The sequence below is a fragment of the Gluconobacter sp. OJA genome (genome assembly GCF_039638325.1).
Taxonomy (GTDB): Bacteria; Pseudomonadota; Alphaproteobacteria; order Acetobacterales; family Acetobacteraceae; genus Gluconobacter; species Gluconobacter cerinus.
Genome location: NZ_JBDIWI010000001.1, coordinates 470,681 through 496,545, shown reverse-complemented (window position 1 = coordinate 496,545; position 25,865 = coordinate 470,681). Strand labels below are relative to the sequence as shown.

Sequence of the window (25,865 nt, the reverse complement as noted above, 5' to 3'; positions counted from 1 at the left end):
GTCTTATTCTCCTTCGGCCAGTTGGTCTGCATCATCTGGAGACGCCGAAGCATTCATATGACGGTTCTGCTGCATCCAGAGCGTGCGATAGATTTCGCAGCGTTCCAGAAGAACATGATGCGGTGCGATATCCATGAGCTTGCCTCTGTCCATCACAGCGATCTGATGGCAGTTCACAAGGGAAGAAAGGCGATGGGAAACGATCACCATCGTGCGCCCCTTACCAATCCGCTGAAGATTGGCATTCACCAGCGCTTCGGATTCCGGATCGAGCGCCGAAGTTGCTTCGTCCAGAATCATCAGTTTCGGATCACAAATGACAGCACGGGCAATCGCCAGTCTCTGTCGCTGACCACCAGAGATATTGGTGGAGCCTTCTTCAATCCAGGTATCATACCCGGCTGGCATTCTTTCGATAAATTCCTCTGCTCCCGCGAGGCGAGCAGCACGAACGACATCGTCAATCGTCAGGCCAGGACGACCTGCTGTGATGTTATCACGCACTGTTCCACGGAACAGGAAGTTATCCTGCAGAACCACACCGAAAGAACGGCGCAGATGGGTCAGATTGATTTCACGCAGGTCTACACCGTCCAGACGCAGATACCCGGTATAATTGCGGCTGACACCCTGCAAGAGACGGGTAACGGTCGATTTACCCGAACCTGAACGTCCCACCAGCCCAAGCATGGTGCCGGCAGGAACTTCGAACGCCACATTATCCAGAGCCTTCGTAGTCGAGCCCGGATAGGAGAAGTTGACGTCCATGAAGGAGAGGGCACCCTTGATCCGGGGCCGCATTCCTGTCGTAAGAGCCTTCGTTTCGGTCGGCTGGTTAAGCACTGCACCCGCCTCAACCAGCGAGACCGTTACTTCATTGATGGCTTCCATCAACTTCGCCAGCCCCACCAGAGGGGCTGCGACACGTCCACCCAGCATCATGAAGCCTGCCAGCGAACCGGCCTGCATGTTGCTTGCATTGGTTAGCACAAGATACGCACCAACAAGGATCACACCACGGTTGATGAACGCATCAAACGGCATGACAAGCGTCTGCGGCCAGTTGGACATACGTCCCGCTGCCAGCTTCCAGCGAACCACCTCAGCAGTTTTCTGATCCCACTCTTCGCGACGGGTCGATTCCAGCGCAAGGGTCTTGACGGTTCGAATACCAGCGACCGTTTCATAGAGGGTCGATCCACGACTCATCTCAGCGCGGATCTGCCGCCCCATAACACGCGTCACAGCGGGGAGGAAAAGAACCACGATCAGGCCGATACAACCTGCAGAAGCGAGCGTCAGCCAGGCTAGTGTCGAACTCAGCAGGAAAAGAACCGGAAGAATCACAACCAGTGTGAAAAGGTCCAGCATTGTGGACATCAACTGGCCGGTGAGAAAGTCACGAACTTTGAAGACCGCAACGAAGCGCCCCAGGATTTCACCCGTCTGCTCGCGTTCATAGAATTCAAGCGGCAGGGCAAGCAGACGATTGTAAGCGTGCAGCGAAATTCTTGCGTCCAGCCGGGACGAAAGAACAAGAGACAGTTCCCGCCGCGCATACGTCAGAAGAATTTCGTAGAACGTTAGAATCAACACAAAAGATGACAACGAGACCAGCGTCGCCATGGAATGGTAATTTACGACGCGATCCAACACCTGCATGACAATCAGAGCCGGGAAGATCTGAAGAATACTCAGGATCATGGATGCGAAGGCGATGTCCCGAAGGATCTTCTTCTCTCGCATTGCCATCTTAGCAAACCAGAGCAGATCAAACCGTGCATCAGCCTCGGATTCATCACGACGGCGCTTTACGAGAAGCACATCGCCTGTCCAAACCTGCGACAGACGGAGCTCATCTACCGGGATTGGCGTATCGCCATCCCCTCCCATCGGATCACGGAGCCAGACAACGCCTTTTTCAGGGTTTGTCGCCACCATGAGGCCGGCCGAGCCGTCCTTGAACATCAGAACAACAGGAGGAGAGTTCTGCAGACGCAAAAGATAGCGCCACTTCAGACGCATTCCCTTGGCAACCGCGCCCTGTTCGTTCAGCCAGCGCGCAAGAGATGCGGGAGACGGTGTGTTCTCCCCAGGCTCCGCAGCAAAATCTCGGATATCGAGTTCAAGCCCATGAAACCGGGCTGCAGCCAAAGCGGCATATAGTCGGATGACTGCCGGGCTTACGTCCCTTCCGGGGCCAGACACGCGCTGGGTTTGATCCACGAAACGTCCTCTATGCTGTGGTCCCGCACAGGCGGCATCAAAGGCAGAAATGCCCGTTCATATTTCATGAATAGAGAATACTGTCTTTTCCGTCACCTCCCCCTGTCTTCGCGAACGGAAAAATCTTTACAAAATACAGTCACTCCCGGATCGAATCTGCTTAGGTTTACATAAAGATAAAACCAACAACTGTTGGTTGAACTGTTGTGACCTCACATCTTTGCATCCGGATGCCCATATTTTCCGAACAATGAGTGACCGGAAAATTTCTTGATTTCTTTTCTTTCCCAATCAGGAAACCTATCTCTCGAAGCTCTGTCACACGGGCACACAAGGATGTTGCATGCAGATCTCCCGGCATTATGCCTCCCTGCCCGAGCGCTTTTCGAGCGCATTGGCCCCTCGCCCCTTTCGTAATCCGCAACTGGTTGCCCTGAACGAACCGCTCGCCACACGTCTCGGGCTCGATACTCACTGGCTTCGCCAAAAAGATGGCCTTGCCTTCCTGAGTCAGGGTCAGCGCCCTGACGGAGCGCCACCCGTTGCTATGGCCTATGCCGGGCATCAATTCGGGCATTTTGTTCCTTCGCTCGGGGACGGCCGCGCAATGCTGGTCGGAGAACTGACGGACAGACAGGGCAAAGTGTGGGATCTGCACCTCAAGGGATCAGGCCCTACGCCATTTTCCCGTCGGGGAGACGGCCATGCGGCTTTGGGGCCTGTGTTACGGGAATACCTGGTCAGCGAAGCCATGGCCGCACTCGGCATTCCCACAACACGTGCGCTTGCAGCCCTCACGACAGGTGAGAACGTCGTTCGAGAGACGCTTATGCCCGGGGGTGTAATTGCACGGGTCGCCTCTACGCACGTCAGGGTCGGGACATTCCAGTTTTTCGCTGCACGCCAGGATCGGGAGGGCCTGACGCTCCTCGTAGATCATGTCATTGAACGGCTCTATCCTGAGTTAGCAGACAGCCCAAACCGGGCCTTGGCGCTTTTAAATGCCGTCGTTGACCGCCAGGCTCGGCTGATTGCCCAATGGATGCTGGTCGGATTTATTCATGGCGTCATGAACACCGACAACATGTCCATTGCCGGAGAAACGATCGACTTTGGCCCCTGCGCCTTCCTTGATAGCTACGACCCCGGAAAAGTCTTCAGCTTCATTGATCAGAATGGCCGGTATGCCTACGGGCAACAGCCGGATATGGCGCTCTGGAATTTAGGTCGCCTGGCAGAAGCACTTTTGCCATGCATTGATGCGGATACTGATCACGCAGTCAGCCTTGCGACAGACACGCTGAGCCGTTTCGACAGCATTTTCGGGGAGACTTATCTTTCCGGATGGCGTCGAAAGCTCGGCCTGTTCTCGGAAGGTCGGACGGATACGACCCTTATCTCCCGTCTTTTAACCATGATGCATCGTGACGAGGCGGACTTTACGCTCACGTTCCGGCACCTGAACACCGTGGCCCGCACAGACGACGCCACAGGTTTTCTGACTCAGTTCAAAGACAGGGAAGCTGCCACTTCGTGGCTACAAAGCTGGACAGGAAGACTGGATACGGAAGATCAAACGGCTGACGCGCGTTTTGCGCTCATGCAGGCAAGCAATCCTCGCATTATTCCCCGTAACCACCGGATTGAAGCAGCCATCAAAGCTGCACTAACTGGGGATTATACCCTCTTCTACCAGCTCACCGCAGCCCTCGCTCGCCCGTTCGAGGACGCCAATGACGGGCTCGATCTGCCACCAGCCTCGAACGAACATGTCCGCAATACGTTCTGTGGGACCTGAAAATATTCAGGCTGGCTGAAATGTCAGGCGACTGTTGTTGAACAGGCGTCTGACCTGACAGTACAGAGCCAGAAGATCCGGCATGCAGGTGTTGTGGAGTGCGCGCACACATTCATGCGTTGCGTAGAACCGGAGAGTATCCATCCCACGATTCATGATGGCCGTGCCCAGAAACACGCCGTTCACATGAATAACCTTGGAATTCAGCATCAGTCTTGACCTCAGTTGCCCTTCCGCCCCAGGAAGAACCTATCTTTCCACGCCACTGACACCAGCCAGGGCGCTGCAATAACGGGGTTCATGCCAGATCGTTTCCCGTTAGAGCGTGACCTTTTTATGATAACCTGTGACAGCATCATGACCGAGGGGATGGACTTGCCTCCAGCCATGCGGGAAAACGCTGGCATGTCCTGCAAATCATCATCCGCCGGGGCGAACCGGTCCGCTGCCGACCTTCCCCATCTCTGGCTGCCCTATACCCAGATGCAGACGGCTCCTTTTCCTGTGGAGGCCATCCGCACGTCCGGAAGCCGGATTACGCTGTCAGACGGGCGCGAACTCGTGGATGGAGTCGCCGCTTGGTGGACCGCCTGCCATGGCTATAGCCACCCCCACATTCAGCAGGCACTGGTTCGGCAGGCCAGCGACATGCCTCATGTGATGTTCGGAGGAATGGTTCACGAGCCGGCCCGGCGTCTGGCAGCACGTCTGGCTGAACTTCTGCCCGGCGATCTTGAACGCACGTTTTTTACAGATTCCGGCTCGGTGGCGATGGAAGTCGCCGTTAAAATGGCAGTTCAGTATCACATCAATCGTGGCACGCATGGCCGGACAAAGATGCTGTCTTTCCGGGGCGGTTATCACGGGGACACGCTGGGCATGATGTCCATCTGCGACCCGGAAGAGGGCATGCACAGCCTTTTCGCGGGCGTTCTTCCCCGCCAGATCCTTGCTGATCTTCCAGTTGATGATGACAGCACGGCCAGACTTGAAGCCCTGCTGGACGCCGAAGGGCATACAGTAGCCGCCATCGTCACGGAGCCGCTGGTTCAGGGAGCAGGCGGAATGCTGTTCCATAACCCGGACGTTCTACAGCGCCTTCGCAGCATTTGTGACCGATACGGCATTCTGCTCATTCTGGATGAAATTTTTACCGGTTTTGGCCGAACCGGAACGATGTTCGCCTGTGAACAGGCTGAAATCGTCCCCGATATCATCGCCCTTTCCAAGGCCCTGACCGGCGGGACGATGGCTCTGGCTGCAACCGTGGCGAGACGAGGCGTTTTCGAAGCGTTTCTCTCCACAGAAGCTGGCAAGGCCCTCATGCACGGGCCAACATTCATGGCCAACCCACTGGCCTGCGCCGTGGCGAATGCGTCACTGGATCTGTTCGAACAGGAACCCAGGCTGGAACAGGTTGCTCGCATCTCAGCTCAACTCCAACGGGAGCTGGAACCATGCCGCGGACTTCCAAGCGTGAAAGATGTTCGCGTACTAGGTGCAATCGGCGTGGTAGAACTGGAAAACATTGCAGACCCTGACGTCCTGCGCCGCGCGTTCGTGAACCAAGGGACATGGATCCGCCCCTTCCGGAACATTGTGTATCTGACGCCAGCGTTCACGATTAGCGAGGAAGATCTGTCTCTTCTGACAGCCAGCATTGTCACTGTTCTCCGGAACAACGCATGAGCCTGTTTGACGCCCACTTCACATCCGCCCTTCACGACCGAGAAACTGCGGGAACACGGCGAACACTGCGTCCGGTTACATGGGACGGACAGACCATCCTGCGAGACAACCGTCGCATAATTGATGTGTCCTCAAATGATTATCTGGGTCTTGCCGACCATCCGATGCTTAAAGAGCGTGCCTCTGACTGGGCTTTGCGCTTTGGAACGGGGGCACGGGCATCCCGCCTTGTGAGTGGAACGTTGGAAATCCATCAGGCTGTCGAGCAGAAGATGGCGCGCTTTAAAGGTTACGAGGCTGCGCTGCTCTTTGCATCGGGCTGGCAAGCCAATGCCTCGGTGGTCCCTGCCCTGTGCGCCCTTTCGACCGCTCGGACCGGTCATCCCATGCTGGTTTTTTCCGACCGGCTGAACCATGCCAGCCTCCATCACGGATGCGCAGCAGCGGGCGTCCGACAGCATCGTTTTCGCCACAATGATCTTGCGCATCTTGAGACACTGCTCAAACGGGAAGCCGCCAAGCCTGGCTTGCGGATGATCGTTACAGAGAGCGTGTTTTCCATGGATGGGGACCGCGCAGACATTCCCGCCCTGCGCGCTCTGGCCGATCGCTACGATGCGTTCCTGTATGTTGATGAGGCCCATGCCACGGGCGTTCTTGGAGCCCATGGGCATGGGCTTTCCGGCGGTTTGGCTGATCTGACAATGGGCACATGCAGCAAGGCCCTTGGAGGAATGGGGGCTTATATCGCGGGCTCCAGGCCTCTCTGTGACTATCTGCTCAATCACGCTTCAGGCTTTATCTATAGTACGGCCCTTCCACCCGCTGTCCTGGGGGCCATTGATGCCGCGCTGGACATTATTCCGACGATGGACCGTGAACGGCAGACCCTGCTGGGTCAGGCAGAACGTCTTCGAACAATTTTAAACGCGGCGGGTCTTTCGACAGCAGAGTCGTCCACGCAGATTGTGCCGGTCCTGATCGGTGAATCCCAGCGAGCGTTGGATGTTGCCAGGGCATTGGAAAACGAAGGTTTTCTCACCGTAGCCATTCGCCCCCCAACCGTGCCTCAGGGAACGGCACGATTGCGTCTGGCCCTGCATGCTGGACTGACAGACTCACAGATTACTCAATTGGGCGAGGCTGTTACCCGGCTGGCATGTGAGCACACGCTATGACCGTCTCCCTTTATCTCGTTCATGGCTGGGGATTTGACGCGTCTTTCTGGGACCCAATGCTTCAGCGCCTTCCTGATCTCAATGCGTCCGTCGTGGATAAGGGATATTTCGGATGCCATTACGCAGCCCCTAAACCGGAGCGACCTTATCTGGCGATCGGCCATTCCGCAGGAACACTGGACCTGTTGGGACAGGATCTTCCCGGATGCCTGGGGCTCATCATGTTCAATGGGTTTGGACGGTTTTCTGAGAGCAACGATTTTCCGGAAGGCGTGCCCCTTCGCGTTCTGGAAAGAATGAAGCGCCAGCTGCAACGCTCCCCTAAAACGGTCCTGAACGATTTCCGCCAGAGATGCGGAACGGACAAACCTATTCCGTCTGATCCTGCGACGACCGTTCTGAATCAGGGTCTGGAACATCTGATTCAAAACGATGAACGAAATGCAGCGACCCGCTGGGGGAACCAGCTTCACTGGATGACAGGACTGTCAGATCCGTTCCCTCCTGCTCAGGCAGGTTTCAGTGTTCCGGGTAAAAGGGTTGAAGGCAGCCATCTTCTGCCTCTCGAACAGCCAGAACTCTGTGCTAATTTTGTGCTGCGTCAGGTCAAACAGCATGGATGAGCGCAAACGCCAGATCGTCACCCGGTTTGATGAGGCGGACGACTATGACGCTGCGGCAGATATCCAGCGCCGCTGCGCCGCTTTTCTGGCCGAGCGAATTGTCGCTGACCTGACCGAGACTCAGCCTGCCCATATTCTCGAATTCGGGTGTGGCACGGGTTTCCTCACAGAGCATCTCTCCAGAAGCTTTCCTAACAGCGCCATTCTCGCCACCGATCTTGCGCCGACTATGCTCGCACGCGCCAGATCACGCCTTCACGGGCAAAATATCGCCTTCAAGGTCATGGATGGAGAGCGCCCGGATGCGACGGGACCATTTGACCTGATCGCATCGAGCCTGTGCTTCCAATGGTTTGAAAACCGCAGCAAGGGGCTCGAACGTCTTTGCCGCTTACTGGCGCCAGGTGGCACTCTGATGATTGCAACGCTGCTTGAAGGGAGCCTGAAAGAGTGGCGCTCAGCTTGCCAGAAGACAGACACCCCTTGCGGCGCCCCATCCTATCCCGGCGCCCCCACGCTTCAGCAGGAATGGCCTTCTGGAGGGCGCGGTAAATGGCATACGGCAAACATGCAAGACTCGGTCCCAAACGCCAGAACATTCCTCCGCAGATTGCAGCAGATCGGCGCGTCTCTCCCTGGCAAAGGAAGCACTCCTGCGGGAGTACACGCACTCAGGCGCGCCATGTCCTGTTTTGACAAAGAGCACACCAGCGTCACCTACGCCTTGGGGATCGGAATTTTCAGGAAGGATATGCCATGAACAGCTTTCGCGGTGTGTTCGTCACCGGGACGGACACCGAAATCGGTAAGACGCTTGTCAGTGCAATCCTGACGAAAGCCTGGACTGCGACGTACTGGAAGCCGCTTCAAACGGGCCTTTCTGACGAAGCAGGCGACACCTCTACCGTCAAAACTCTGGCTGTCCTTCCGCCTGATCGGATTATTCCTCCGGCATATGCGCTTCAGGCCCCTCTCGCACCCTACGCAGCGGCCGCCCTGGAAAACGTTACAATCAATCCCGGACGTCTTGTTCTTCCCGCCGTCAAAGCGCCCCTTGTCGTTGAGGGTGCGGGCGGCCTGATGGTGCCTGTCCGAAGCGACATGATGATGATTGATCTCATGCAGCGACTGGATCTTCCCGTCGTTCTTGTTGCGCGGAGCGGGTTAGGAACCATCAACCATACGCTCCTGAGTCTCGAAGCGCTTCGTCGCAGAGGCATTCCCGTTCTGGGTGTCGTCCTCAGCGGGCCTGAAAATCCAGGAAATGCACGCGACATTGCTCATTTCGGGAACGTTCGGATCCTTTTCAGCGTTCCACGTCTAGAGAGCATAAATGAAACCGTCGTTTCTGAAATTTCTGGCCGTGTACCGCCGCTTTGTGTCTTGCAGCAACAGAATTCACAATGATGTGTTCTTTTTGGGATGTGCCATGAAAAGAACACATCCGACCCTTGTGAAATAGCTGCGTAATCATAGAACGTCTCTTCGCAACGAAGTGCATCCGGCGTATCGCTTGATCAAAGACCGCCCTCTGATTTCAGGGGGAGGCACACAACTGGGACTGTTGGGAAAAGTATGAGTATCCTGCGTCGTGATCTGGTAAAGCTTGGGGCAGGCCTGTCCCTGATGGGAACGTCTGGCCGCTTCGCTTATGCCCAGTCCGCGCCGCCTGCGGCCAAGCAGGCTCCAAAGACTGTTCCGTTCGATAATGGAACTGTTCGCGCCATTGCGCAGAAACTGGCCAGATCTCCTTACGCTCCACCTCCGCAAAGTCTGCCCTCTGCCATTTCCAATCTGGATTTTGACCAGTTCCGGGGGATTACGTTCAACCCGGACCGTGCCCTCTGGCATGGGCAGAGCCTGGCGTTTGAGGTCGAATTTTTCCCGCGCGGCTTTCTCTACAAGCCCCGGATCGCGATGAATGAAGTCATCGGCGGCCAGTCGACACCGATTGCCTACGACCCTGACCTGTTCAGCTACGCCAACCCGATGCTGCGCGTCACCGATGATCTGGGCTTTGCCGGTCTTCGCCTGCGCTACGCCATCAACACACCGGGCGAAATGGAAGAATGTGCCGTATTTCTCGGCGCATCCTATTTCCGTGCGGTGGCCAAGGGGCAAAACTACGGCTTATCCGCCCGCGGCTTCGCCAACGGCACTGGCAACACGAAAGGCGAGGAGTTTGCACTGTTCCGCGAATTCTGGCTGGAAAAGCCGGAACCTGGCGTTCAGTCCGTTGTCATTCATGCCCTTCTGGATAGTCCGTCCGTCACGGGAGCTTTCAGCTTCACGATCCGCCCCGGCGACACAACCGTCTTTGATGTGCAGTCATCGCTCTTTCCCCGGCAGGATATTACCGAGTCCGGCATCGCGGCTCTCACGGGCATGTTCTATTTCGATGCCAACGAACATAACCACGTCGATGACTGGCGCCCGGCCGCCCATGACAGCGAGGCTCTTCAGGTGTGGACCGGATCTGGGCAGCAGCTCTATCGTCCACTGGTCAACCCCACGGACCTCCAGTTTTCGGCCTTCCAGGATAGCAGCCCGCACGGCTTTGGCCTGATGCAGCGCAAGCGCTCTTTCCATGACTACGAAGATCTTGCTCTCAACTACGAGAAGCGCCCGTCCCTGTGGATCGAGCCCATTGGCAACTGGGGAGATGGAGCGGTTGATCTCGTCGAAATTCCGACGCCCAATGAGGTCAACGACAACATCGTGACGTTCTGGCGTCCGAAAGACGCTCTTAAGGCCGGTCAGGAATACAACTTTACCTACCGAATGTACTGGGGTTGGGATACGCCGTGGCCCACACCGCTGGCACGTGTCGCTGGAACCCGTATCGGTGCAGTCACTGACCACGCCGATGCACGAATGTTCGTAATCGACTTTACGGGCGCGCCATTCCAGAACATTCCGCAGGACGCACATTTCCACCTGATTTCACAGGCTTCACCCGGCACCATCCGGAATGTGGTGGTTGAGCCAAACCCGAACATCAAAGGCTGGAGAACAACCTTTGAATTCGTGCCGGGCGATGCCAAAGCCTCTGAACTCCAGGCGCAGCTTGCAAGCGATCAGGGTCCGATCTCAGAAAAATGGATGTACCGTTGGACGCCGTAACCAATATGTCTCCGTCCGAAGCGCCCTTCCTGCCTCATGAGGCTCCGCTCAGGATGGAGCCTCAAAACCTCCATCAGCAGCCTGACCGGCATGGTCGCCCTTTCAGAGTTCTGGACACGACGCCGAAGACACTCTGGCTGCGACGGCTTTTCGTGTTTGGGTCAGCGCTGGCGCTGACCGGGTTTGGCATCTACAGGATCAATCAGGTTTTTAACTCGTTAGGCGTGTCTACGCTTGGCGTGATTGTGCTGATTCTGTTCGCTATTCTCGGTTTCTGGATCGCGCTTTCCTTCACCTCAAGTCTTGGTGGGTTCGTCTCCCTGATCACACGCGGAGGCCTTGGGCTCGGCATTCATCGGGATGGTGCGCTTCCGGTGCTCAAAGCACGGACTGCCGTGCTGATGCCGACTTACAATGAAGATCCGGAACGCGTTCTGGGCGGCCTGAAGGCCATCTATGACAGCATTCTTGCCACCGGCCAGATTGATGCGTTCGACTTCTTCATTCTGTCTGATACGACCAATCCGGACGTATGGTTACAGGAAGAGCGTGCCTTCCTTGCCCTCCGTCGGGCGACTGGGGACGATCGGCGCATTTTCTATCGCCGCCGCCATCAGAATACAGATCGTAAAGCAGGCAATCTGGGCGACTGGGTGACACGCTTTGGTAACTCGTACCAGCAGATGCTCACCCTTGATGCTGATAGCGTGATGGACGGCAGCCTGATCGTGCGTGTCGTTTCCGCCATGGAGAACCATGAAGGCGTCGGGCTGATCCAAACCCTTCCGGTTATTGTGGGCGGCCGGACATTATTTGCCCGCATGCAGCAGTTTGCAGGCCGCGTATACGGCCCACTCATTGCCCATGGCATTGCTTGGTGGCATGGCTCGGAAGGCAATTACTGGGGCCATAACGCCGTTATCCGGACACGGGCTTTTGCCGAACAAGCGGGCCTGCCCCATCTGAAAGGCCGACCACCCTTCGGCGGCCATATTCTCAGCCATGACTTTGTCGAAGCAGCACTCATGCGACGCGGCGGCTGGGCCATTCACATGGTGCCTGGCCTGTTCGGGTCTTATGAGGAAAGCCCCCCGTCCCTGACGGATGTGGCCATTCGTGACAGGCGCTGGTGTCAGGGCAACCTCCAGCACGCCAAGATTATTGGAACCAAAGGCCTGCACTGGGTCAGCCGTACACACATGCTGACGGGCATTGGTTCCTATATCATGTCTCCGCTTTGGCTGTTGTTCCTGCTGTTCGGGATCCTGATTTCCCTTCAGTCGCATTTCTATCATCCGGAATATTTCGGCACGAAGCCGACGCTTTATCCGCACTGGCCACGCGTCGATCCTGTGCAGGCAAAGTTTGTGTTCATCGGCACGATGGGCATCCTTCTGGCGCCAAAGTTCCTGGCGTTCATCGCCATGATGTTTGATCGCTCTGCCTTGCGCGGCTCCGGCGGTGCTATCAGGCTCTTCCTTTCCATCATTCTGGAAACCCTGATTGGTGGCCTGATTGCGCCGATTGCCATGCTGATCCAGACGTCTGGAGTTATCTCCATTCTGTTGGGCCGGGATTCTGGCTGGAATGCCCAGAACCGTGAAGACGGGCGGGTTTCACTCCGTGAAGTTGCACGTGGATACTGGGTTTACACAGTGTTCGGCCTTCTGCTGGCCGCAGCCGCATGGTCCGTTTCACACGCACTCTTTCTGTGGATGACACCGGTTCTGTTGGGGCTTGTGCTGGCTATTCCACTCGCGGCCGTTACAGCCAGTCGCGACGTTGGACTGGGACTCCGTCGGGCTGGATTTCTGCTGATCGAGGAAGAAACGGCCCCCCCGCCTATTCTTCGTCTTGCAGAAGAGAACGAACGTCTGCGCACAGAAGCCCTGCACGCGCCTCATCAACCGCCCAGTGAGGCATTCGCCCTTCTGCGGACGGATCGAACACTTTTAGACGCTCACCTTGGCGCACTTCCGCCAACCCGTAAGGCTGGCAGTGCGATTGATGCCAACCTGCTGGTTGGACTGGTCAAGCTGAAAGAGGCGCCCTCTATCAAGGCCGCCCTTTCCAAACTGACCCGGCAGGAAAAGGCCTCAGTCCTCGGGACGACCGAAGGCGTCGCACTCGTCGAGAACCTTCCGGACTAACTCTCTCTGTGGCTGGCAAAGTATGCCAGCCACAGATTATTTACTGTCAAACGCACTCCGGGCGGCTTCCACTTCAGACAGATTTTTCTCTGCCCAGATCCACACCCCACAAAATGCTGCACCCAGACTTAGTCCCAGCGGTGTAAGGCGATAGTCTACCCGTGGCGGAATAACCGGGTGAATCGTACGGGTCACCATCCCGTCCCGTTCCATTTGCCGGAGTGTCTGGGTCAGCATCTTCTGGCTGATACCCTCGACTTTTCGTGCCAACTGCGTGAAGCGCAATTCCTTGTGCTCTTCCAAAACCTCCAGAATGATCATCGTCCATTTGTCAGCAACGCGACCAATGAGCTCCGTCACCAATCGCTCAACGCGCACATCGCACTCCGTAGGGGGCGTTGCTTCGGCCAAACGCTTAGCACGGCGTTCAGGCGAGGCTTCGTAGGGGTTATCCGTCATGGGGGTCACTCTCTTTTCGGTGCGTATAAATCTTTGAGGTGCCTTCTTTCGAATTGACGATAGCCCGCTAGATAGAGTGTTCCAATTCTCAATGGAGCAACTCCAATGAAACCGAGCGGAAACACAATCCTGATCACCGGTGGCGGCTCAGGCATAGGCCAGGCTCTTGCACAGCGACTGCATGATGCTGGCAACACGGTTATCGTCGCCGGGCGTCGCCAGAATGCTTTGGATGAGACGATCGCCGGTCGGGCGAACATGCATGCACTGGTGCTGGATATTGAAAGCCCAGAGGGGATTGCCGATTTTACAGAACGGCTTCTAGGCGCATATCCGTCACTTAATATTCTGATCAACAATGCCGGCATCATGCGATTTGAAGATCTGGCGCAGACGCATGATCTGACGGACGCTGAAGCGACGATTACGACCAACCTCCTCGGGCCAATCCGCCTGATCAACAGCCTGACGGATCATCTGGTTAAGCAGCCGGATGCCGTCGTGATCAATGTAACATCCGGGTTGGCATTCGTGCCGCTGACGACAACACCCACCTATAACGCCACCAAAGCCGCGATCCATTCCTACACGATTGCCCTCCGAGAGGTTCTGAAAGGGAAAGTCGAGGTTATCGAACTTGCCCCACCCGCAGTGCAAACAGGCCTCACGCCTGGCCAAGAAACGCGTCCCGGCTATCAGCCCCTGACGGACTTTACGAATGAAGTCATGGCGTTGCTGACGCAACAGCCCACACCACCGGAAATTCTTGTCGAACGCGTGCGCTTTCTGCGCTTTGCAGAGGCCAATGGTCAGTTTGATGAAACACTGACCAAGCTCAATGCTTTTGCCGCACAAGCCCGCAACGGGTAAGAGGCCAATACTCATAAAAAAAGCCCCGGGGCAGTTGCTCCGGGGCTTTTCTCAGAACGAAAACTCAAAAGAATCAGTTGCCGAGGCTCTGAGCCTTTTTGAAGAGATCGCGGCAGACCAGAACCTGCTTGTCCTTCGGGAGCGTAGAGATGTCGAACGGCGTGTTGCTGCTGGTCTGGAGCAGACCACGACCACCCAGTGAGTAGTACTGGTCATTCTGGACATCGGAGCGCTTGGCAAGCTTACGGGATGCCGAGCGCGGCCCTGTACCCAGCGAGAGCTTCTTATGGATGCAATAGGACGTCAGGCCTGCCACGTTGCCGGCCTGGGCATTGTCGATGGACGGCATGCCGTTCTCGCCAAGCGTGCCGGGGGTTGATGCAGTTGCAATACCGTTGAGATTACCGACGGCCTGCACATGATTTGGCGTAATCACGGCCTGCGTTCCTGGTGGAACAATCGGCTGTCCTGGCTGCGGTGCTGTCTGTGCAAAGGCAGCTCCGGAAACAGCGAGGCCAAGTGCGGCTACGGCGGCAAAATACTTATTGGTATTCATGGATGGAGTCTTTCCATGTTCGATATTATTACACAGCGGCTATTCAGAAATATAATCACCAGAGCAATACTCTGCTGGCTATCTCACGGCCGTTTTCTAGAAACACTTGAGAGCCGACTTGGTTTCTTTTCGAATAATCTTTCCCGATTTTATAACGCCATGAGGCCCCGCATTCAGGCAGTCAATTAACGCTGGATTGAGTCCCCGGCATTTCTGCGCCAAGGTTTCGGATATGTCAGACGCGATGCAATCCCTCCCCGTTCCGCCGGCTCCAAAGCAGGAGCCCCTGTCAACAACGCAGCTTGGCCGGACCAGAACTGACTCCTACGCCTGGATGAAGGACGAGAACTGGCAGCAGGTTCTGCGGGATCCATCTGTCCTTCGCCAGGACATCACCGATCACCTCAAAGCAGAAAATGCTTACGCCGAAGCGGTGCTCTCTGGCATGGAGCCGCTTCGCAAAGAGCTTCTGCAGGAAATGATCGGTCGCATTCCCCCTGCCGAAGAGTCCATTCCCGTGCCTGATGGGCCTTGGGCCTATTACAGTCGCTTCGAAGATGGGGCTCAGCATCCTCTCCGGGCACGGCGCCCGCGCGACGGCGGAGAAGAGCAGATCCTTCTGGATGTGGACGCCCGCGCCAAACAGTTTGACTACTATGCGCTCGGCGGGACGGCCCACTCTGCGGATCATCGCTACTTCGTCTATTCCGAAGACGTGCAGGGCTCTGAAGTTTATCGCATTCAGGTCAAGGACCTGGAAACCGGAGAACTCTGCTCCGAGGCGGTTGAAAGCACGACTGGAAGCTTTACTCTTTCCCCTGACAGTGCGTGGCTGTTCTGGATCTTCCGGGATGACAATGGCCGCCCCTCGCGGATTTACCGACGTCCCCTGACCGGCGGAACAGACGTACTCGTCTTCGATGAAACCGATGCAGGCTTTTTCCTTAGCATCGGCACCAGCGCCTCGCGCAAGTGGATCGTTATCGAACGCGGGGATCACGATACGAATGAGACGCTTCTGATTCCTGCTGCCGAACCAACGGCAATGCCTGTTGTTGCGGCCCCCCTGATCCGGGGAGAGCGCTATTCCTTCACGCACTGGAATGATCGTTTCATCATTCTCACTAACGCGGGCGGCGCTGTCGATTTCCAGTTCATGCAAACGCCCGATACGGCCACAGATCGGGAAAACTGGCGCCCGTTCGTCTCGTATCTGGAGGGGCACTACCTTCTGGCGGCTACGGCGTCGCGTGATTATCTGGCATGGGCAGAGCGGAAAGACGGAAACGTTTATATCCGCGTCGTCAAAGCAGGCGTAACAGGAGATGTTCGTGCGCAGGCCGCCACGATCGGAATGGACGAACCCGCATATGATCTGACCCTTCAGGGCATTCTGGAATATGACGGCTCTGTTCTGCGTTACGTCTATCAATCCCCGACAACGCCAGCGCACTGGTATGACTACAATCTGGCAACAGGCGAGCGAACCCTGAAGAAGGTTCGCGATGTCCCGTCTGGCCATGATCCAGCGCGGTATGAAACGCGGCGTCTGTTCGCGACCGCGGCGGATGGCGAGCAGGTTCCCGTCACCGTTCTGATGCGAAAAAGCCAGCCCCTGGATGGCTCTGCCCCCCTTCTGCTCTACGGATATGGCTCCTACGGCATTGCGATGGATGCAGGGTTCTCCACAACAGTCTTCAGCCTCGTTGACCGTGGATGGGTTTATGCCATCGCGCATATCCGTGGCGGGTCCGAGAAAGGCTGGAACTGGTTCCTGCAGGGGCGCGGCAAGACCAAACCCAACACCTTCACGGACTTCATTGCCGCCGCAGAGTATCTGGCCAAAGAGGGCTATGGCTCAGCAGGGCGCATCGTTGCTCATGGTGGCTCAGCCGGGGGCCTACTGATGGGCGCTGTGGCCAACATGGCACCGGACCTCTTTGCCGGGATCGCCGCGCAGGTGCCCTTCGTGGACATGCTCAACACCATGTCTGACGTTTCCCTGCCGCTGACCCCACCAGAATGGCCGGAATGGGGAAACCCACTCGAAGACGAAGAGGCCTACGATCTGATTGCCAGCTATTCTCCGTATGACAACATTCAGGCGCGCCCCTACCCGCCCATTCTTGCCATGGGAGGCCTTTCAGATCCGCGAGTGACCTATTGGGAACCTGCAAAATGGATTGCCAAGCTGCGTGAAGTGGCCTCAGGCGGCCCATTCCTGTGCCGCATCAACATGGATGCTGGCCATGGTGGATCATCCGGGCGCTTCAAGCGACTGGAAGAAGTTGCGCTGGTGCAGGCCTTCGCCATCTGGGCCATGGATCGCGCGCCTCTACGCTAAAGGGATGACAGTCTGGCCCACACCTACAGTGGACCAGACATCACTCGGGTTTAGACTTCCCGATCCGTCCGCCAAATATCCAGACCCCGGCAAACCGCGACAGTAAGATAGCCGCGTTACAGGCAGCCGTCGTCAGGCAGGCACCGGCGAGACCAAAATGCATGGTCAGGACATAGAGCGCGGGAAAATAGATCGCCATGATAGCCGTGCGGCTGGTCATCAGGAACTTCACATGCCCGACGACGATCAGCAGTGGCTCCAGCGGAATGACCAGCAGGCTGAAAACGGCTGCCATCAGCATGATGGAAATATAAAGCGATGTGTGATGCACATGAACATGCAGCATCAGACGGAAAATCTTTGAGCCAAAAAAAGCAGACAGCACCAGAAGCAGCAGGGACAGTGCGGTCAGCACGCCAAACATTTTCCATGTAACGCGCTTGAGGCCTTTCCAGTCCTGCTTATCCCGCATCTTGACCAGTTCGGGGTACAGCACCGGGGAGATGAGCTGGGCAGGCGTAACAATCCCGTCCGCAATCTGGCGACAAACGCGGAAAACAGCAGCTTCCGCCGGGCCAAGACCGTTACCGACCAGAAGCGTTGCAACATGCCCGGAAATGTTACCGAGTGTCTGGTTCACGCTGGCCGCACGGGTAAACTGCCACATGCCGGGGATCTGCCAGCGCCAGCTGCGATAGGCTTGGAAATAGCGGAACCGGAACTTCTTTCGCAGGATATCCATCGCGTAATAGAAGTAGAAACCGTAATCGATGATGATCGCGAGCGCCCACATTGCAAGGAAATATCCAAGCTTCAGATGCAGGGCATATCCGACCAGAACTCCCACCGTCTTTACGATCGCGGCACAGGTATCAATGATTGGGACAAGGTGAAATTTCCCTGCCATTCGCAGAATACCGTTGGCCCAGCCTGAATACATCAGTGGGCTCACGATCACGTACAGATCCGCCAGAAACCGGACATGTCTGGACCAGTGTGCCGTCACACCATAAATCTGTACGGCCACAAGCCCGAAAATAATCGACCCTGCCGCAGACATCGTATCCAGCCGGATACAGAAATGAACGACCTTCCGCAGCAGGTCCGTTTCGTTCTTGCTGAATGCGTCACTGCCAAAGCGAATCAGCGTCTGCCAGGACTGCATCCGTGACAGAACGGACCCGGTCGAAGCCAGAGAATGAATGAGGATCAGCAATCCGAAGTCAGAGAGGCCCAAAGCGCGCACGGTGAACGCGATATAGACAAAGCTGCACAGGGCATTGACCACACGGCCAAGGGTGAGAACACTGACATTTCGGAAAATGGATCTGAAAACAGAGCGCTCGGCGGACGACATGCGGGCTTTCTGACCACAAAGCCCCGGGAGTGTCCATGCCGGAACATGCATCCCTGCGTTTTGCCGCGTTCTTGACAGCGAAGACCCGAGGGCTATGAACAGGGCCCTATTCCGAGCCTCCGAAGTGTTTCAGAGGCACTTCATAACCGGGATGGCGCCCTTTCAGCAGACGGCGTTCCGGACAAGAGCAGCAGGCAGCCTGCTCCGGGCAGGACGCAAAAGAAGCTCATGAAAATCGCCTTTATTTATATTGCCGAGCCTTATCAGTGCTATCACACCGCATCCGTTGCCAGTGCACTTGCGGCAATACCGGGATGTGACGTCACGGAATACTACAGCTTTCCAGAGACCATTGATCATCTGGCCCGCATCAGACGCGCCCTGAATGTTCCGCCGCTTCCGCTGCTGCCGTTTCCCAGATCCTGGAAAGCAAACATCCTGAAACGCGCACGGCGGCTGGATCAGGAGCGACTGGTCATTCTTCAGGAGAACGTTGAAGAGTTAAACCAGTACGATGTGGTTGTCGCAACGGAATATACGGCGGGCGTCCTGAAAGACATGGGGCTGAACGGCCCGAAACTCATTCTGCTGATGCATGGCGCCGGAGACCGTTACGTTAACGACGAGCATCTTGTTCGAGAGTTTGATCTGACGCTTGTGCCCGGTCCGAAAGTCGAGACTTACTTCCGGGACAAAGGGCTTCTCCAGAACGGTGCATCACGCATTGTGGGTTATCCCAAATTCGATGTATTCGAAGCCATCCGTCGGGAAAATGCCGTTTCTTTCAGCAACGAACGCCCCTTCGCGCTCTATAATCCGCACTATCAGCGTGTCCTGACATCTGCACCCGCATGTATGGATACCATCATCAAAGGCTTTAAGGCACAGAACGAGTACAATCTGGTTGTGGCCCCTCACATCAAGATGTTCCACAAAGGCTTTGGCATCCGGGAGCGTCTGCTTCAACGCCAGCAAAGCCCCGAGGTGCTCGTGGACACTGGTTCAAATGCCATGCTGGACATGACCTACACATCTCAGGCGGCCCTTTATATTGGGGATGTCAGCAGTCAGGTTTATGAGTTTCTGGCCATCCCGCGCCCCTGTATTTTCCTAAATCCTCACAAGCTCCCATGGCGTGACGACCCGTATTTTTTACACTGGACACTCGGAGAGGTGGTCGATGACCCCGCAGACATTATGCCTGCGGTTGCAAGGGCGAAGGAACGCCATGCGTTCTATCGGCCAGTGCAGGAAAAACTGTTCCGGGAAACGTTTGGGGAGCCCTTGCTCGGGGCATCGCAGAGAGCGGCTGACGCGATCGTCAGTTTTATGAACAACGTCTGAAAATCCCTGAGGAAGACGGCTTTCCCTCAGGGTGATCATCTGATTATTGAGGAATCGGCGTGCACTGCGGTGTGACAGGCTCACCCGCCATCACAGCCTTCGTGAAAGCCGCAGAGTCCGGCAGGGACGCATTGACTGTCTGGGAGTGGTCCAGCCCTTTATACAAATGCGCCTGAACTGTTGATCCAGCGGCACAGGCTGCCTTGACCAAACCTTCCTGAAGCTGCGGCGGAACGTCCTGATCCGCGGTGCCCGTTCCAACAAAAAGTGGCTGGGCCAGTTTCAGGGTCGGGTACGTCATTGTTTTGAATGCGGGCGTCATGGCCTTCACAAACGTAGGCTGAAGCGCATTCGCAAGCGTCAGACCGTCTTTCTCCGCCATATCTGAGAGGCCCGTCAGGCAGGAGTCAGCCGCTGCCTTGAACGCCGGCATAGCCTTGGACGTAAAGGCGTCTTCGGGACGGAAGGTCGGATGCAGACCAGCATAGGACGAACCAATCAGCAGCGTGTAAGCCACCAGCGGGCTATATCCCGATGACTTGCCAGCTTCCTGTAACAGGCCAGACAGTATTTCCGGCGTCATGTACGGGATGCCTGTCGCCACAGTCCCGCGCACATTGATATCCGGAGCGTAAGTCGGTGCAAACGCCGCAGAGGCAAAGGCTGCGCCGCCGCCTTGGGACTGCCCGACGATCATCACCTTGTTCTGGAGGCCTGGCACAGACTTCAGCGCCGCCCGCACAGAGTCCAGCACGCTGTAAGCTTCAGCCCGTGTATTCAGATATGGGTGCACGCCCGGTGTTCCCAGCCCCTGGTAATCCGTTGCGACAATCGCAAAACCGCGCTTCATCCATTCGGACAGGTAATGAGTATTACGCTCGCTGTAGGGGTTCAGAGACGGTGCGCAGCTGTCATCATTTCCAACCGTACCATGCGCCCAGGCAACAATCGGCCACCCGCCTGCAGGCGCTTCACCAGCAGGAACAATGACTTCGGCAGTCACGGGGACGAGCCCCTTCCCCGTAACACCATCTGTGGAAAGATAGGTGATGCGCAGGGAACGAGCAGCATTCGGAAGGCTCAGGGTCTCTGCCAACGGAGCAGAGTTCAGCAGAACACCCGGCTTCTGTGCGCTGTTCTGCGGTGCGGCATTCGCCTGCGCTGAGATGGCAGCAATACAAACGCCACCCATAACCAGACTGATCGTCTTATGGGAAAAAGATACGCGCACAATTCTTCCTTACCTGAAATGCTCTGTGGGCCTGACAAAGTAAGGTACGGGTTCTGACGGAAAAAGTTGTGTGAAAATCTTGTGCCAACCCAAATCGGGGCCTTTTCGCCCCGGATACTGGAATTTCCGTTATTTGTGACCAAAGAGGTGACGAACATCATCACCGAAATGCTGAAACGCATCCTGCGTTGAACGATGACGACGATTTCCCGTCTCTGAAACGACCGTCACGGTTGCGGTCATGCCAGCAGCCAATGTGAGATCGGATGGGACCTTATCGATTTTCACGCGCACAGGAATACGCTGTGCCAGACGCACCCATGTATAAACCGGATCAACTGTCGGCAGACCCTGCTCATTCACCAGTGCATTGTTACTGGCAATACCGCGCGTAATACTCTCGATATGTCCGAAAAGTGGGTCGTGGTAGCCCATCAGATCCATGCGAACGAGATCGCCTTCATCCAGATCATGGACCTTGGTCTCTTCGAAATAGCCGTCGATCCAGTATGAGTTGGTATCAATGACGTGCATGTTCACGACGCCAGCCGTTGCAAAGTCACCCGGTCGCATGATCAGGTTTGTGACAATACCATCTATGGAACTGCGGACTTTTGTACGGTCCAGATTGATTTCTGCCTGACGCAGGTCTGCCTGAGCAGAAGCGTATTGCGCTGCTGCCTGCTGCGACAGTGCAACGTACTGCTTCTTTTCTTCCTGTGAGACCGCCACACCGGGAATGGCTTTACGCCACTGGGCCTGAACTTCCTTGAACTCCATGTCTGCCTTGCGTTCGGCCACCTTGGCTTTGGCCGCATCCACCGCAACCTGGAAATCGAACGGGTCAATTTCGTACAGGACGTCTCCATGGTGAACCGGCTGATTGTCCAGCACATTCACATGCAGGATCTGCCCTGAAACACGTGGCGCGATATTGGCGACCTGAACACGCACCTGGCCATTCCGTGTCCAGGGAGAGGCCGTGTAGTAATCCCACAGGATAACCACCACGACGGCAGCCACCACAAGAATGGAGATCGTAATGGTCAGGCGGATCAGACGATGGGCACTGGATAGCACTTGAAACGGCCTTGTATCAGAGGATCAGGGTATAGAGCCCAAGCAGGCAGATAAGGATGCCGAACTGGGCAAGCGGCGGATCCCAGACGAAACGCCACAGATCAAGCCAGCCCATGAGCCAGCGGAGAATGGCCAGCGTCAGAAGTGACAACGCCAGATTGACGACGAACGCGGACACAAGCAAACCGCCAAGGTCTACGACCTGTCTCATCACCATCGTTTACGTCCTATTCCATAATGATGAACGGCTGTCCGATTTCGCAGAAGCATGACGCGCACGGACTCCAGCCCACCAACACAGTTGAGGATCAGAATTTCCTCACTGGGGGCGCCCAGACGTAGTCGGTCAAGGAAGGCCTGCGTCATATCTGCCAGTTCACTCTCCAGGAGCGCCAGACTATCCTGTGCGAGCGCTTTACGCGCAGGCCTCACAAGGTGCCTCAGAGACGGCATCCGTGCCGCCTGATCGAGGTACAGACGCACACGGGCAATCGTGCTGGACAGATCCTCCAGCGCGACAAGGCGCTCAAAGACATGCTCTGAGGCCGTACCGCGCTTCGGGAGACGCTTTGTCCACAACAGGAGCTGGCTCAGACGATCATATTTCCGGCTGAGCAACGCGGGGCCCATAGCCTCACCATGACCGCTCAGCTGCGATTCCAGATCCGAAGAGATGGTCACGGCAATGCGGAACCGATGTCGGCGCGCGGTTGGGGGCCACAGCAGAACCAGAAGGATGAATGAAAGAACCGCTGACAGGAAATAGAATGTGTTGCGTTCGAGGAACGCGCCCGGGTCGTAACTGTGGTGGTTCCCCAAGCCTACGAAGACGAGAAAGAACGCACCATAGTGAAAGCCCACAGCGGTTGTTTTCGGATTCATCAGAAGCAGGCAGGCAATAACGGTCTGGGGAAGCAGAACAAAAGCCAGCCCCTGAAGCGTATAGACGTGGGGTAAGACCCAGAAAGACAGAAACCCGGCCGCAAGAATTCCCAAAGGCGTCCCGATCATCGCGCCTTTACCGAACACGGCTGTGTCCAGTGATGAAGATGCAAGGACAAGAACGAGTGCGCTCTGGGAAAGGGCGGTGGCAGAAGCTGGCTGGCCCGTTCCCACACAGAATGCTGCTATAAAACTGAAACCAAGCAGCACACGCATGCTGTTGATGAACGCTGTAATGTAGTCTGGATTGTTTGAAAGCGTCGCCAGTTTCAGCGCCTCCCCTGCCGGGGTTGCTTTCATGAGTGTACTGATACCCGTGCGGATATGCAGCCGGTTACTCAGAAGCGTCGCAGCACGCTCCAGAAACCAGGCATCCCGAGGTGTCGGGAAATACTCCGGATCTTCCCGTCGGATGTTGGACAGGATGGTGCCCATCGTTTCCTGACGGTTCGTGCCGTCCTCAACACGCTCGTGCCACTGGCGCACGTAGCGGACCAGAATGTCCGTTACCCCACCTTCACTCAGCAACGTAGAAATCGCACGGCTACAGGTGAGAACCGTCAACATACCGATGATGCTGAGTTTGGCTCCTGCCATCCGCAGGCGGCTACGATCCAGCTCCGTCCGGGCGTAAGAAATCTGCGTCATCAGAGACAGGATTTCGGAGGCCAGAGCCGTTGTCCCCTGCGCGGAGGGGGATGGCTCTCCCATGATGGCGGAGTGGCTCAGGCCACGGATTCTCTGCCCGAGGTTCTGGAGCCCCTTGGCGAGATTACGCCAGGCCTGTGGTGAGCCAGACAGCAGATTGACAACCGCAATGGATGCAACGCCGATAGCGACCGTTGAGGCACGCGCTACACTGACATGATAGATGTTCTGGGGCGCATCGATACTGGCAACAGCAACAAGTGCCACCATGTAACCAGCCAAAAGGGCACCATAAGCCCGGAAGTCGCGCTCCAGCGTCCCCACAAAGGCACAACCAGCCATCCAGAGAGCGACGCCTCCCAGAAAGAGGCCGCGATCCTGACTGAACATGGAAATCAGAAGGATAGAAACGCCGACACCCAGCAGGGTCCCGAGAAAGCGATAAAATGCCTTGGAAAGAGCCTGCCCTCTCAGGGGCTGGGCCAGGATCATGACAGTCACGCCAGCGCCGGCCGGTGTATCGACCTGCGCCCAGAACGCCGTGGCCAAAGCCAGAACGAGCGCAATCCAGGTTCGGAGGCTGAACTGGATCCATCCCGGGCGAAAGACCGACTGTAACGTGGCGGTCAAGACAGATTATCCCTGCCAGGCAAACGGGTCATTCCGGCGCAGCTTACAGTTCCAGTCATCAACTCAGACTGAAAACCCTACTCCTCACTTTAGAAGAAGGTTAGCCCTGTATTGCCCCTGACATGATTTGACGGATTTTATCGCCTGAACGTGATGTACCGAATCCTCAGTCGTCTTCATGGGGCAAAGCATGACATGCTGCGTCGAGCTTCGGATTACTTTCCGCTGACTCCCTGCACAGCGTCCGTGCATCCGCACCACAGATCGTTGTCACGTCTTCCATGGTGGACGATGTCACGTCCCGCGCCACCTCAACGTCCTGGTTGTTTTCATGGCCCTCTTCCTTGCTCAGTTGGTCCTGCGCAGCATGCATTTCCTTGAGGGCATTGATGCAGGCATCCGTGGCAGAATCGGGGTGAGTCTGCAAAACCTTAAGGACCTGATTGACCCCGATGCCCAAAGCATTGATCGATGGGTCGTCATCATTGGTTTTGGCCCCTCCATCCTCGGCGTGAGCCAGGGCTGGAAAGGCGAGCGGGACGGCCAAAAGGAGGAAGGCCACAAAGCGACGCTTGATCATGACGGCATGATTAGGGGAAAATAATCTCCGGACAAGCCTCATGGCATGATAGTCACACACCGTTGCAGAACGCATTCTGGCAGCTTTTCCGCGCTGCGGGACGCTGTTGACCTTGACTCCTTAAGGGACGGTCGCTAAGCGAGGCCATCCTTTTGCGGGCGTTTCGGCCCGCTATCCGGTCCATTGTGGGCCATACAGTCGAGAGCCTGGAAACATCATGAAGATCCGCAACAGCCTGAAGTCCGCAAAGGTCCGCGACAAGGACTGCCGCGTTGTCCGCCGTCGTGGACGCGTTTACATCATCAACAAGAAGAACCCGCGCATGAAGGCACGTCAGGGCTAATAGCTTTGATCCGCCGGATATCAAACAGACGGCGCTGGCTGATGGCTGGCGCCGTTCTGCTTTGTGCACCGGCCATTTCCTCTGCCACACCGCCAACCCCTGCCCCGTCCCAAACGTCCGGACCGGCCAGCGCTCCTTCCCCTACAAAAAACGATTCCAGCAAGACACATCCACACCACAAGACCGTTCAGGAACGTCTTGTTGAGGCGGAAAAGGCTCTCGCTCTAGCTGGAAATGAAAAAATTGCGCGTCAGCTTGCTGACCAGGCTGAAAGCCTGCGCAGCCGCAGCCTGACAGGCGCTGTACGGATGCTCCTATCCGATTCGCAGGACGCACTGGGCAAACACGATTTCCAGAACGCGGAAGACGACCTCACCTCCGCCATCACCATCCAGCCTGACCAATCCATTCTCCGCCGTTATCGTGCTGCCGTGCGCCTTGCCGCAGGCGACAACAATGGTGCAATTTCCGATCTCGGGGTGGTTATTCAGGCAGACCCCGGTGACGCAACGGCATGGGGAATGCTGGCGGATGCAGAGCGGGAAAGGCACGAGCCAGACGCTGCCCTTCGTGCTTACAAACAGATGATGCAGCTTGATCCGCATGCTCCTGATGCAGACAAGCAACTCAAAATCCTTCAGACAGAGAAAGACGGACAGGAAGACTGACGAACACAACCTCTTGTATTCGTCAG

The 25,865-nt window shown here is 56.4% G+C and carries 23 protein-coding genes; 13 read left to right on the top strand and 10 right to left on the bottom strand.

All coding sequences use genetic code 11. The annotated features are described in order from the left end of the window. Positions 1-3: 3 nt before the first annotated feature. A complete protein-coding gene (locus tag ABDK75_RS02320) occupies positions 4-2,226 on the bottom strand; it encodes a peptidase domain-containing ABC transporter (protein WP_408870819.1) in 2,223 nt (740 codons plus the stop codon). Positions 2,227-2,569: 343 nt separating this feature from the next. Here ABDK75_RS02320 and ABDK75_RS02315 point away from each other — a divergent pair, with 343 nt between their 5' ends. Beyond that, positions 2,570-4,024: a protein adenylyltransferase SelO gene (locus ABDK75_RS02315; RefSeq protein WP_346004866.1), complete on the top strand. Its 1,455-nt coding sequence runs from the start codon at positions 2,570-2,572 to the stop codon at positions 4,022-4,024. 6 nt (positions 4,025-4,030) lie between these two features. On the opposite strand, the gene ABDK75_RS02310 is transcribed toward ABDK75_RS02315, so the two are convergent. Then, complete coding sequence (locus tag ABDK75_RS02310) at positions 4,031-4,234, bottom strand: hypothetical protein (protein ID WP_346004865.1); 204 nt, start codon at positions 4,232-4,234, stop codon at positions 4,031-4,033. A gap of 126 nt (positions 4,235-4,360) precedes the next feature. On the opposite strand from ABDK75_RS02310, the gene ABDK75_RS02305 reads away from it, so the two are divergent. The 7 genes from ABDK75_RS02305 (at position 4,361) to mdoH (ending at position 12,787) form a co-directional block, all read left to right on the top strand. Then, complete coding sequence (locus tag ABDK75_RS02305; protein WP_408874419.1) at positions 4,361-5,713, top strand: adenosylmethionine--8-amino-7-oxononanoate transaminase; 1,353 nt, start codon at positions 4,361-4,363, stop codon at positions 5,711-5,713. Further along, positions 5,710-6,891 carry an 8-amino-7-oxononanoate synthase gene (bioF, locus tag ABDK75_RS02300; protein ID WP_346004864.1) on the top strand — a complete coding sequence of 394 codons (1,182 nt, stop codon included), beginning with the start codon at positions 5,710-5,712 and terminating at the stop codon, positions 6,889-6,891. Before ABDK75_RS02305 ends, bioF begins: the two co-directional genes overlap by 4 nt. Further along, entirely contained in the window at positions 6,888-7,514 is a 627-nt protein-coding gene (locus ABDK75_RS02295) for a biotin synthase (RefSeq protein WP_346004863.1), read from the top strand. Before bioF ends, ABDK75_RS02295 begins: the two co-directional genes overlap by 4 nt. Beyond that, positions 7,507-8,274: a methyltransferase domain-containing protein gene (locus ABDK75_RS02290; RefSeq protein WP_346004862.1), complete on the top strand. Its 768-nt coding sequence runs from the start codon at positions 7,507-7,509 to the stop codon at positions 8,272-8,274. Before ABDK75_RS02295 ends, ABDK75_RS02290 begins: the two co-directional genes overlap by 8 nt. Then, entirely contained in the window at positions 8,271-8,921 is a 651-nt protein-coding gene (bioD, locus tag ABDK75_RS02285) for a dethiobiotin synthase (protein ID WP_317215187.1), read from the top strand. Before ABDK75_RS02290 ends, bioD begins: the two co-directional genes overlap by 4 nt. A gap of 168 nt (positions 8,922-9,089) precedes the next feature. After that, entirely contained in the window at positions 9,090-10,637 is a 1,548-nt protein-coding gene (locus ABDK75_RS02280; protein ID WP_099211713.1) for a glucan biosynthesis protein, read from the top strand. Then, on the top strand, positions 10,613-12,787 hold the full coding sequence (gene mdoH / locus ABDK75_RS02275) for a glucans biosynthesis glucosyltransferase MdoH (protein WP_346004861.1): 2,175 nt from the start codon (positions 10,613-10,615) through the stop codon (positions 12,785-12,787). Before ABDK75_RS02280 ends, mdoH begins: the two co-directional genes overlap by 25 nt. 36 nt (positions 12,788-12,823) lie before the next feature. On the opposite strand, the gene ABDK75_RS02270 is transcribed toward mdoH, so the two are convergent. After that, positions 12,824-13,246: a helix-turn-helix domain-containing protein gene (locus tag ABDK75_RS02270; RefSeq protein WP_211498621.1), complete on the bottom strand. Its 423-nt coding sequence runs from the start codon at positions 13,244-13,246 to the stop codon at positions 12,824-12,826. Between the two features lie 105 nt (positions 13,247-13,351). On the opposite strand from ABDK75_RS02270, the gene ABDK75_RS02265 reads away from it, so the two are divergent. After that, on the top strand, positions 13,352-14,116 hold the full coding sequence (locus ABDK75_RS02265) for an SDR family oxidoreductase (protein ID WP_346004860.1): 765 nt from the start codon (positions 13,352-13,354) through the stop codon (positions 14,114-14,116). Between the two features lie 73 nt (positions 14,117-14,189). Here ABDK75_RS02265 and ABDK75_RS02260 read toward each other — a convergent pair whose 3' ends face one another. Beyond that, positions 14,190-14,672 (bottom strand): DUF2501 domain-containing protein, encoded by a 483-nt coding sequence (locus tag ABDK75_RS02260; protein ID WP_086633450.1) that lies wholly within the window; start codon positions 14,670-14,672, stop codon positions 14,190-14,192. Positions 14,673-14,916: 244 nt separating this feature from the next. Between ABDK75_RS02260 and ABDK75_RS02255 the strand changes: the two genes are divergently transcribed. After that, positions 14,917-17,016 (top strand): S9 family peptidase, encoded by a 2,100-nt coding sequence (locus ABDK75_RS02255; protein ID WP_346004859.1) that lies wholly within the window; start codon positions 14,917-14,919, stop codon positions 17,014-17,016. A 40-nt stretch (positions 17,017-17,056) separates the two neighbouring features. Here the strand turns inward: ABDK75_RS02255 and ABDK75_RS02250 are convergent, their stop codons facing one another. Beyond that, entirely contained in the window at positions 17,057-18,373 is a 1,317-nt protein-coding gene (locus ABDK75_RS02250; protein WP_317215192.1) for a lipopolysaccharide biosynthesis protein, read from the bottom strand. Positions 18,374-18,601: 228 nt separating this feature from the next. Between ABDK75_RS02250 and ABDK75_RS02245 the strand changes: the two genes are divergently transcribed. Next, entirely contained in the window at positions 18,602-19,717 is a 1,116-nt protein-coding gene (locus ABDK75_RS02245) for a hypothetical protein (protein WP_346004858.1), read from the top strand. A 43-nt stretch (positions 19,718-19,760) separates the two neighbouring features. Here ABDK75_RS02245 and ABDK75_RS02240 read toward each other — a convergent pair whose 3' ends face one another. From ABDK75_RS02240 to ABDK75_RS02220, 5 genes are all read right to left on the bottom strand, one after another. Further along, entirely contained in the window at positions 19,761-20,948 is a 1,188-nt protein-coding gene (locus tag ABDK75_RS02240; protein ID WP_346004857.1) for a lipase family protein, read from the bottom strand. A 129-nt stretch (positions 20,949-21,077) separates the two neighbouring features. Further along, complete coding sequence (locus tag ABDK75_RS02235) at positions 21,078-22,028, bottom strand: HlyD family secretion protein (RefSeq protein ID WP_064274642.1); 951 nt, start codon at positions 22,026-22,028, stop codon at positions 21,078-21,080. A gap of 16 nt (positions 22,029-22,044) precedes the next feature. Then, positions 22,045-22,245, bottom strand: coding sequence for a DUF1656 domain-containing protein (locus ABDK75_RS02230; protein WP_046900697.1), 201 nt, complete (start codon positions 22,243-22,245; stop codon positions 22,045-22,047). Beyond that, positions 22,239-24,248 (bottom strand): FUSC family protein, encoded by a 2,010-nt coding sequence (locus tag ABDK75_RS02225; RefSeq protein WP_099211696.1) that lies wholly within the window; start codon positions 24,246-24,248, stop codon positions 22,239-22,241. The genes ABDK75_RS02230 and ABDK75_RS02225 overlap by 7 nt, the downstream gene beginning before the upstream one ends. Before the next feature lie 166 nt (positions 24,249-24,414). Continuing rightward, on the bottom strand, positions 24,415-24,903 hold the full coding sequence (locus ABDK75_RS02220) for a hypothetical protein (RefSeq protein WP_346004856.1): 489 nt from the start codon (positions 24,901-24,903) through the stop codon (positions 24,415-24,417). A gap of 142 nt (positions 24,904-25,045) precedes the next feature. On the opposite strand from ABDK75_RS02220, the gene ykgO reads away from it, so the two are divergent. Continuing rightward, complete coding sequence (gene ykgO / locus ABDK75_RS02215) at positions 25,046-25,171, top strand: type B 50S ribosomal protein L36 (protein WP_007281615.1); 126 nt, start codon at positions 25,046-25,048, stop codon at positions 25,169-25,171. Between the two features lie 41 nt (positions 25,172-25,212). Further along, positions 25,213-25,839 carry a hypothetical protein gene (locus ABDK75_RS02210; RefSeq protein WP_346004855.1) on the top strand — a complete coding sequence of 209 codons (627 nt, stop codon included), beginning with the start codon at positions 25,213-25,215 and terminating at the stop codon, positions 25,837-25,839. The last annotated feature ends 26 nt before the right edge of the window (positions 25,840-25,865 follow it).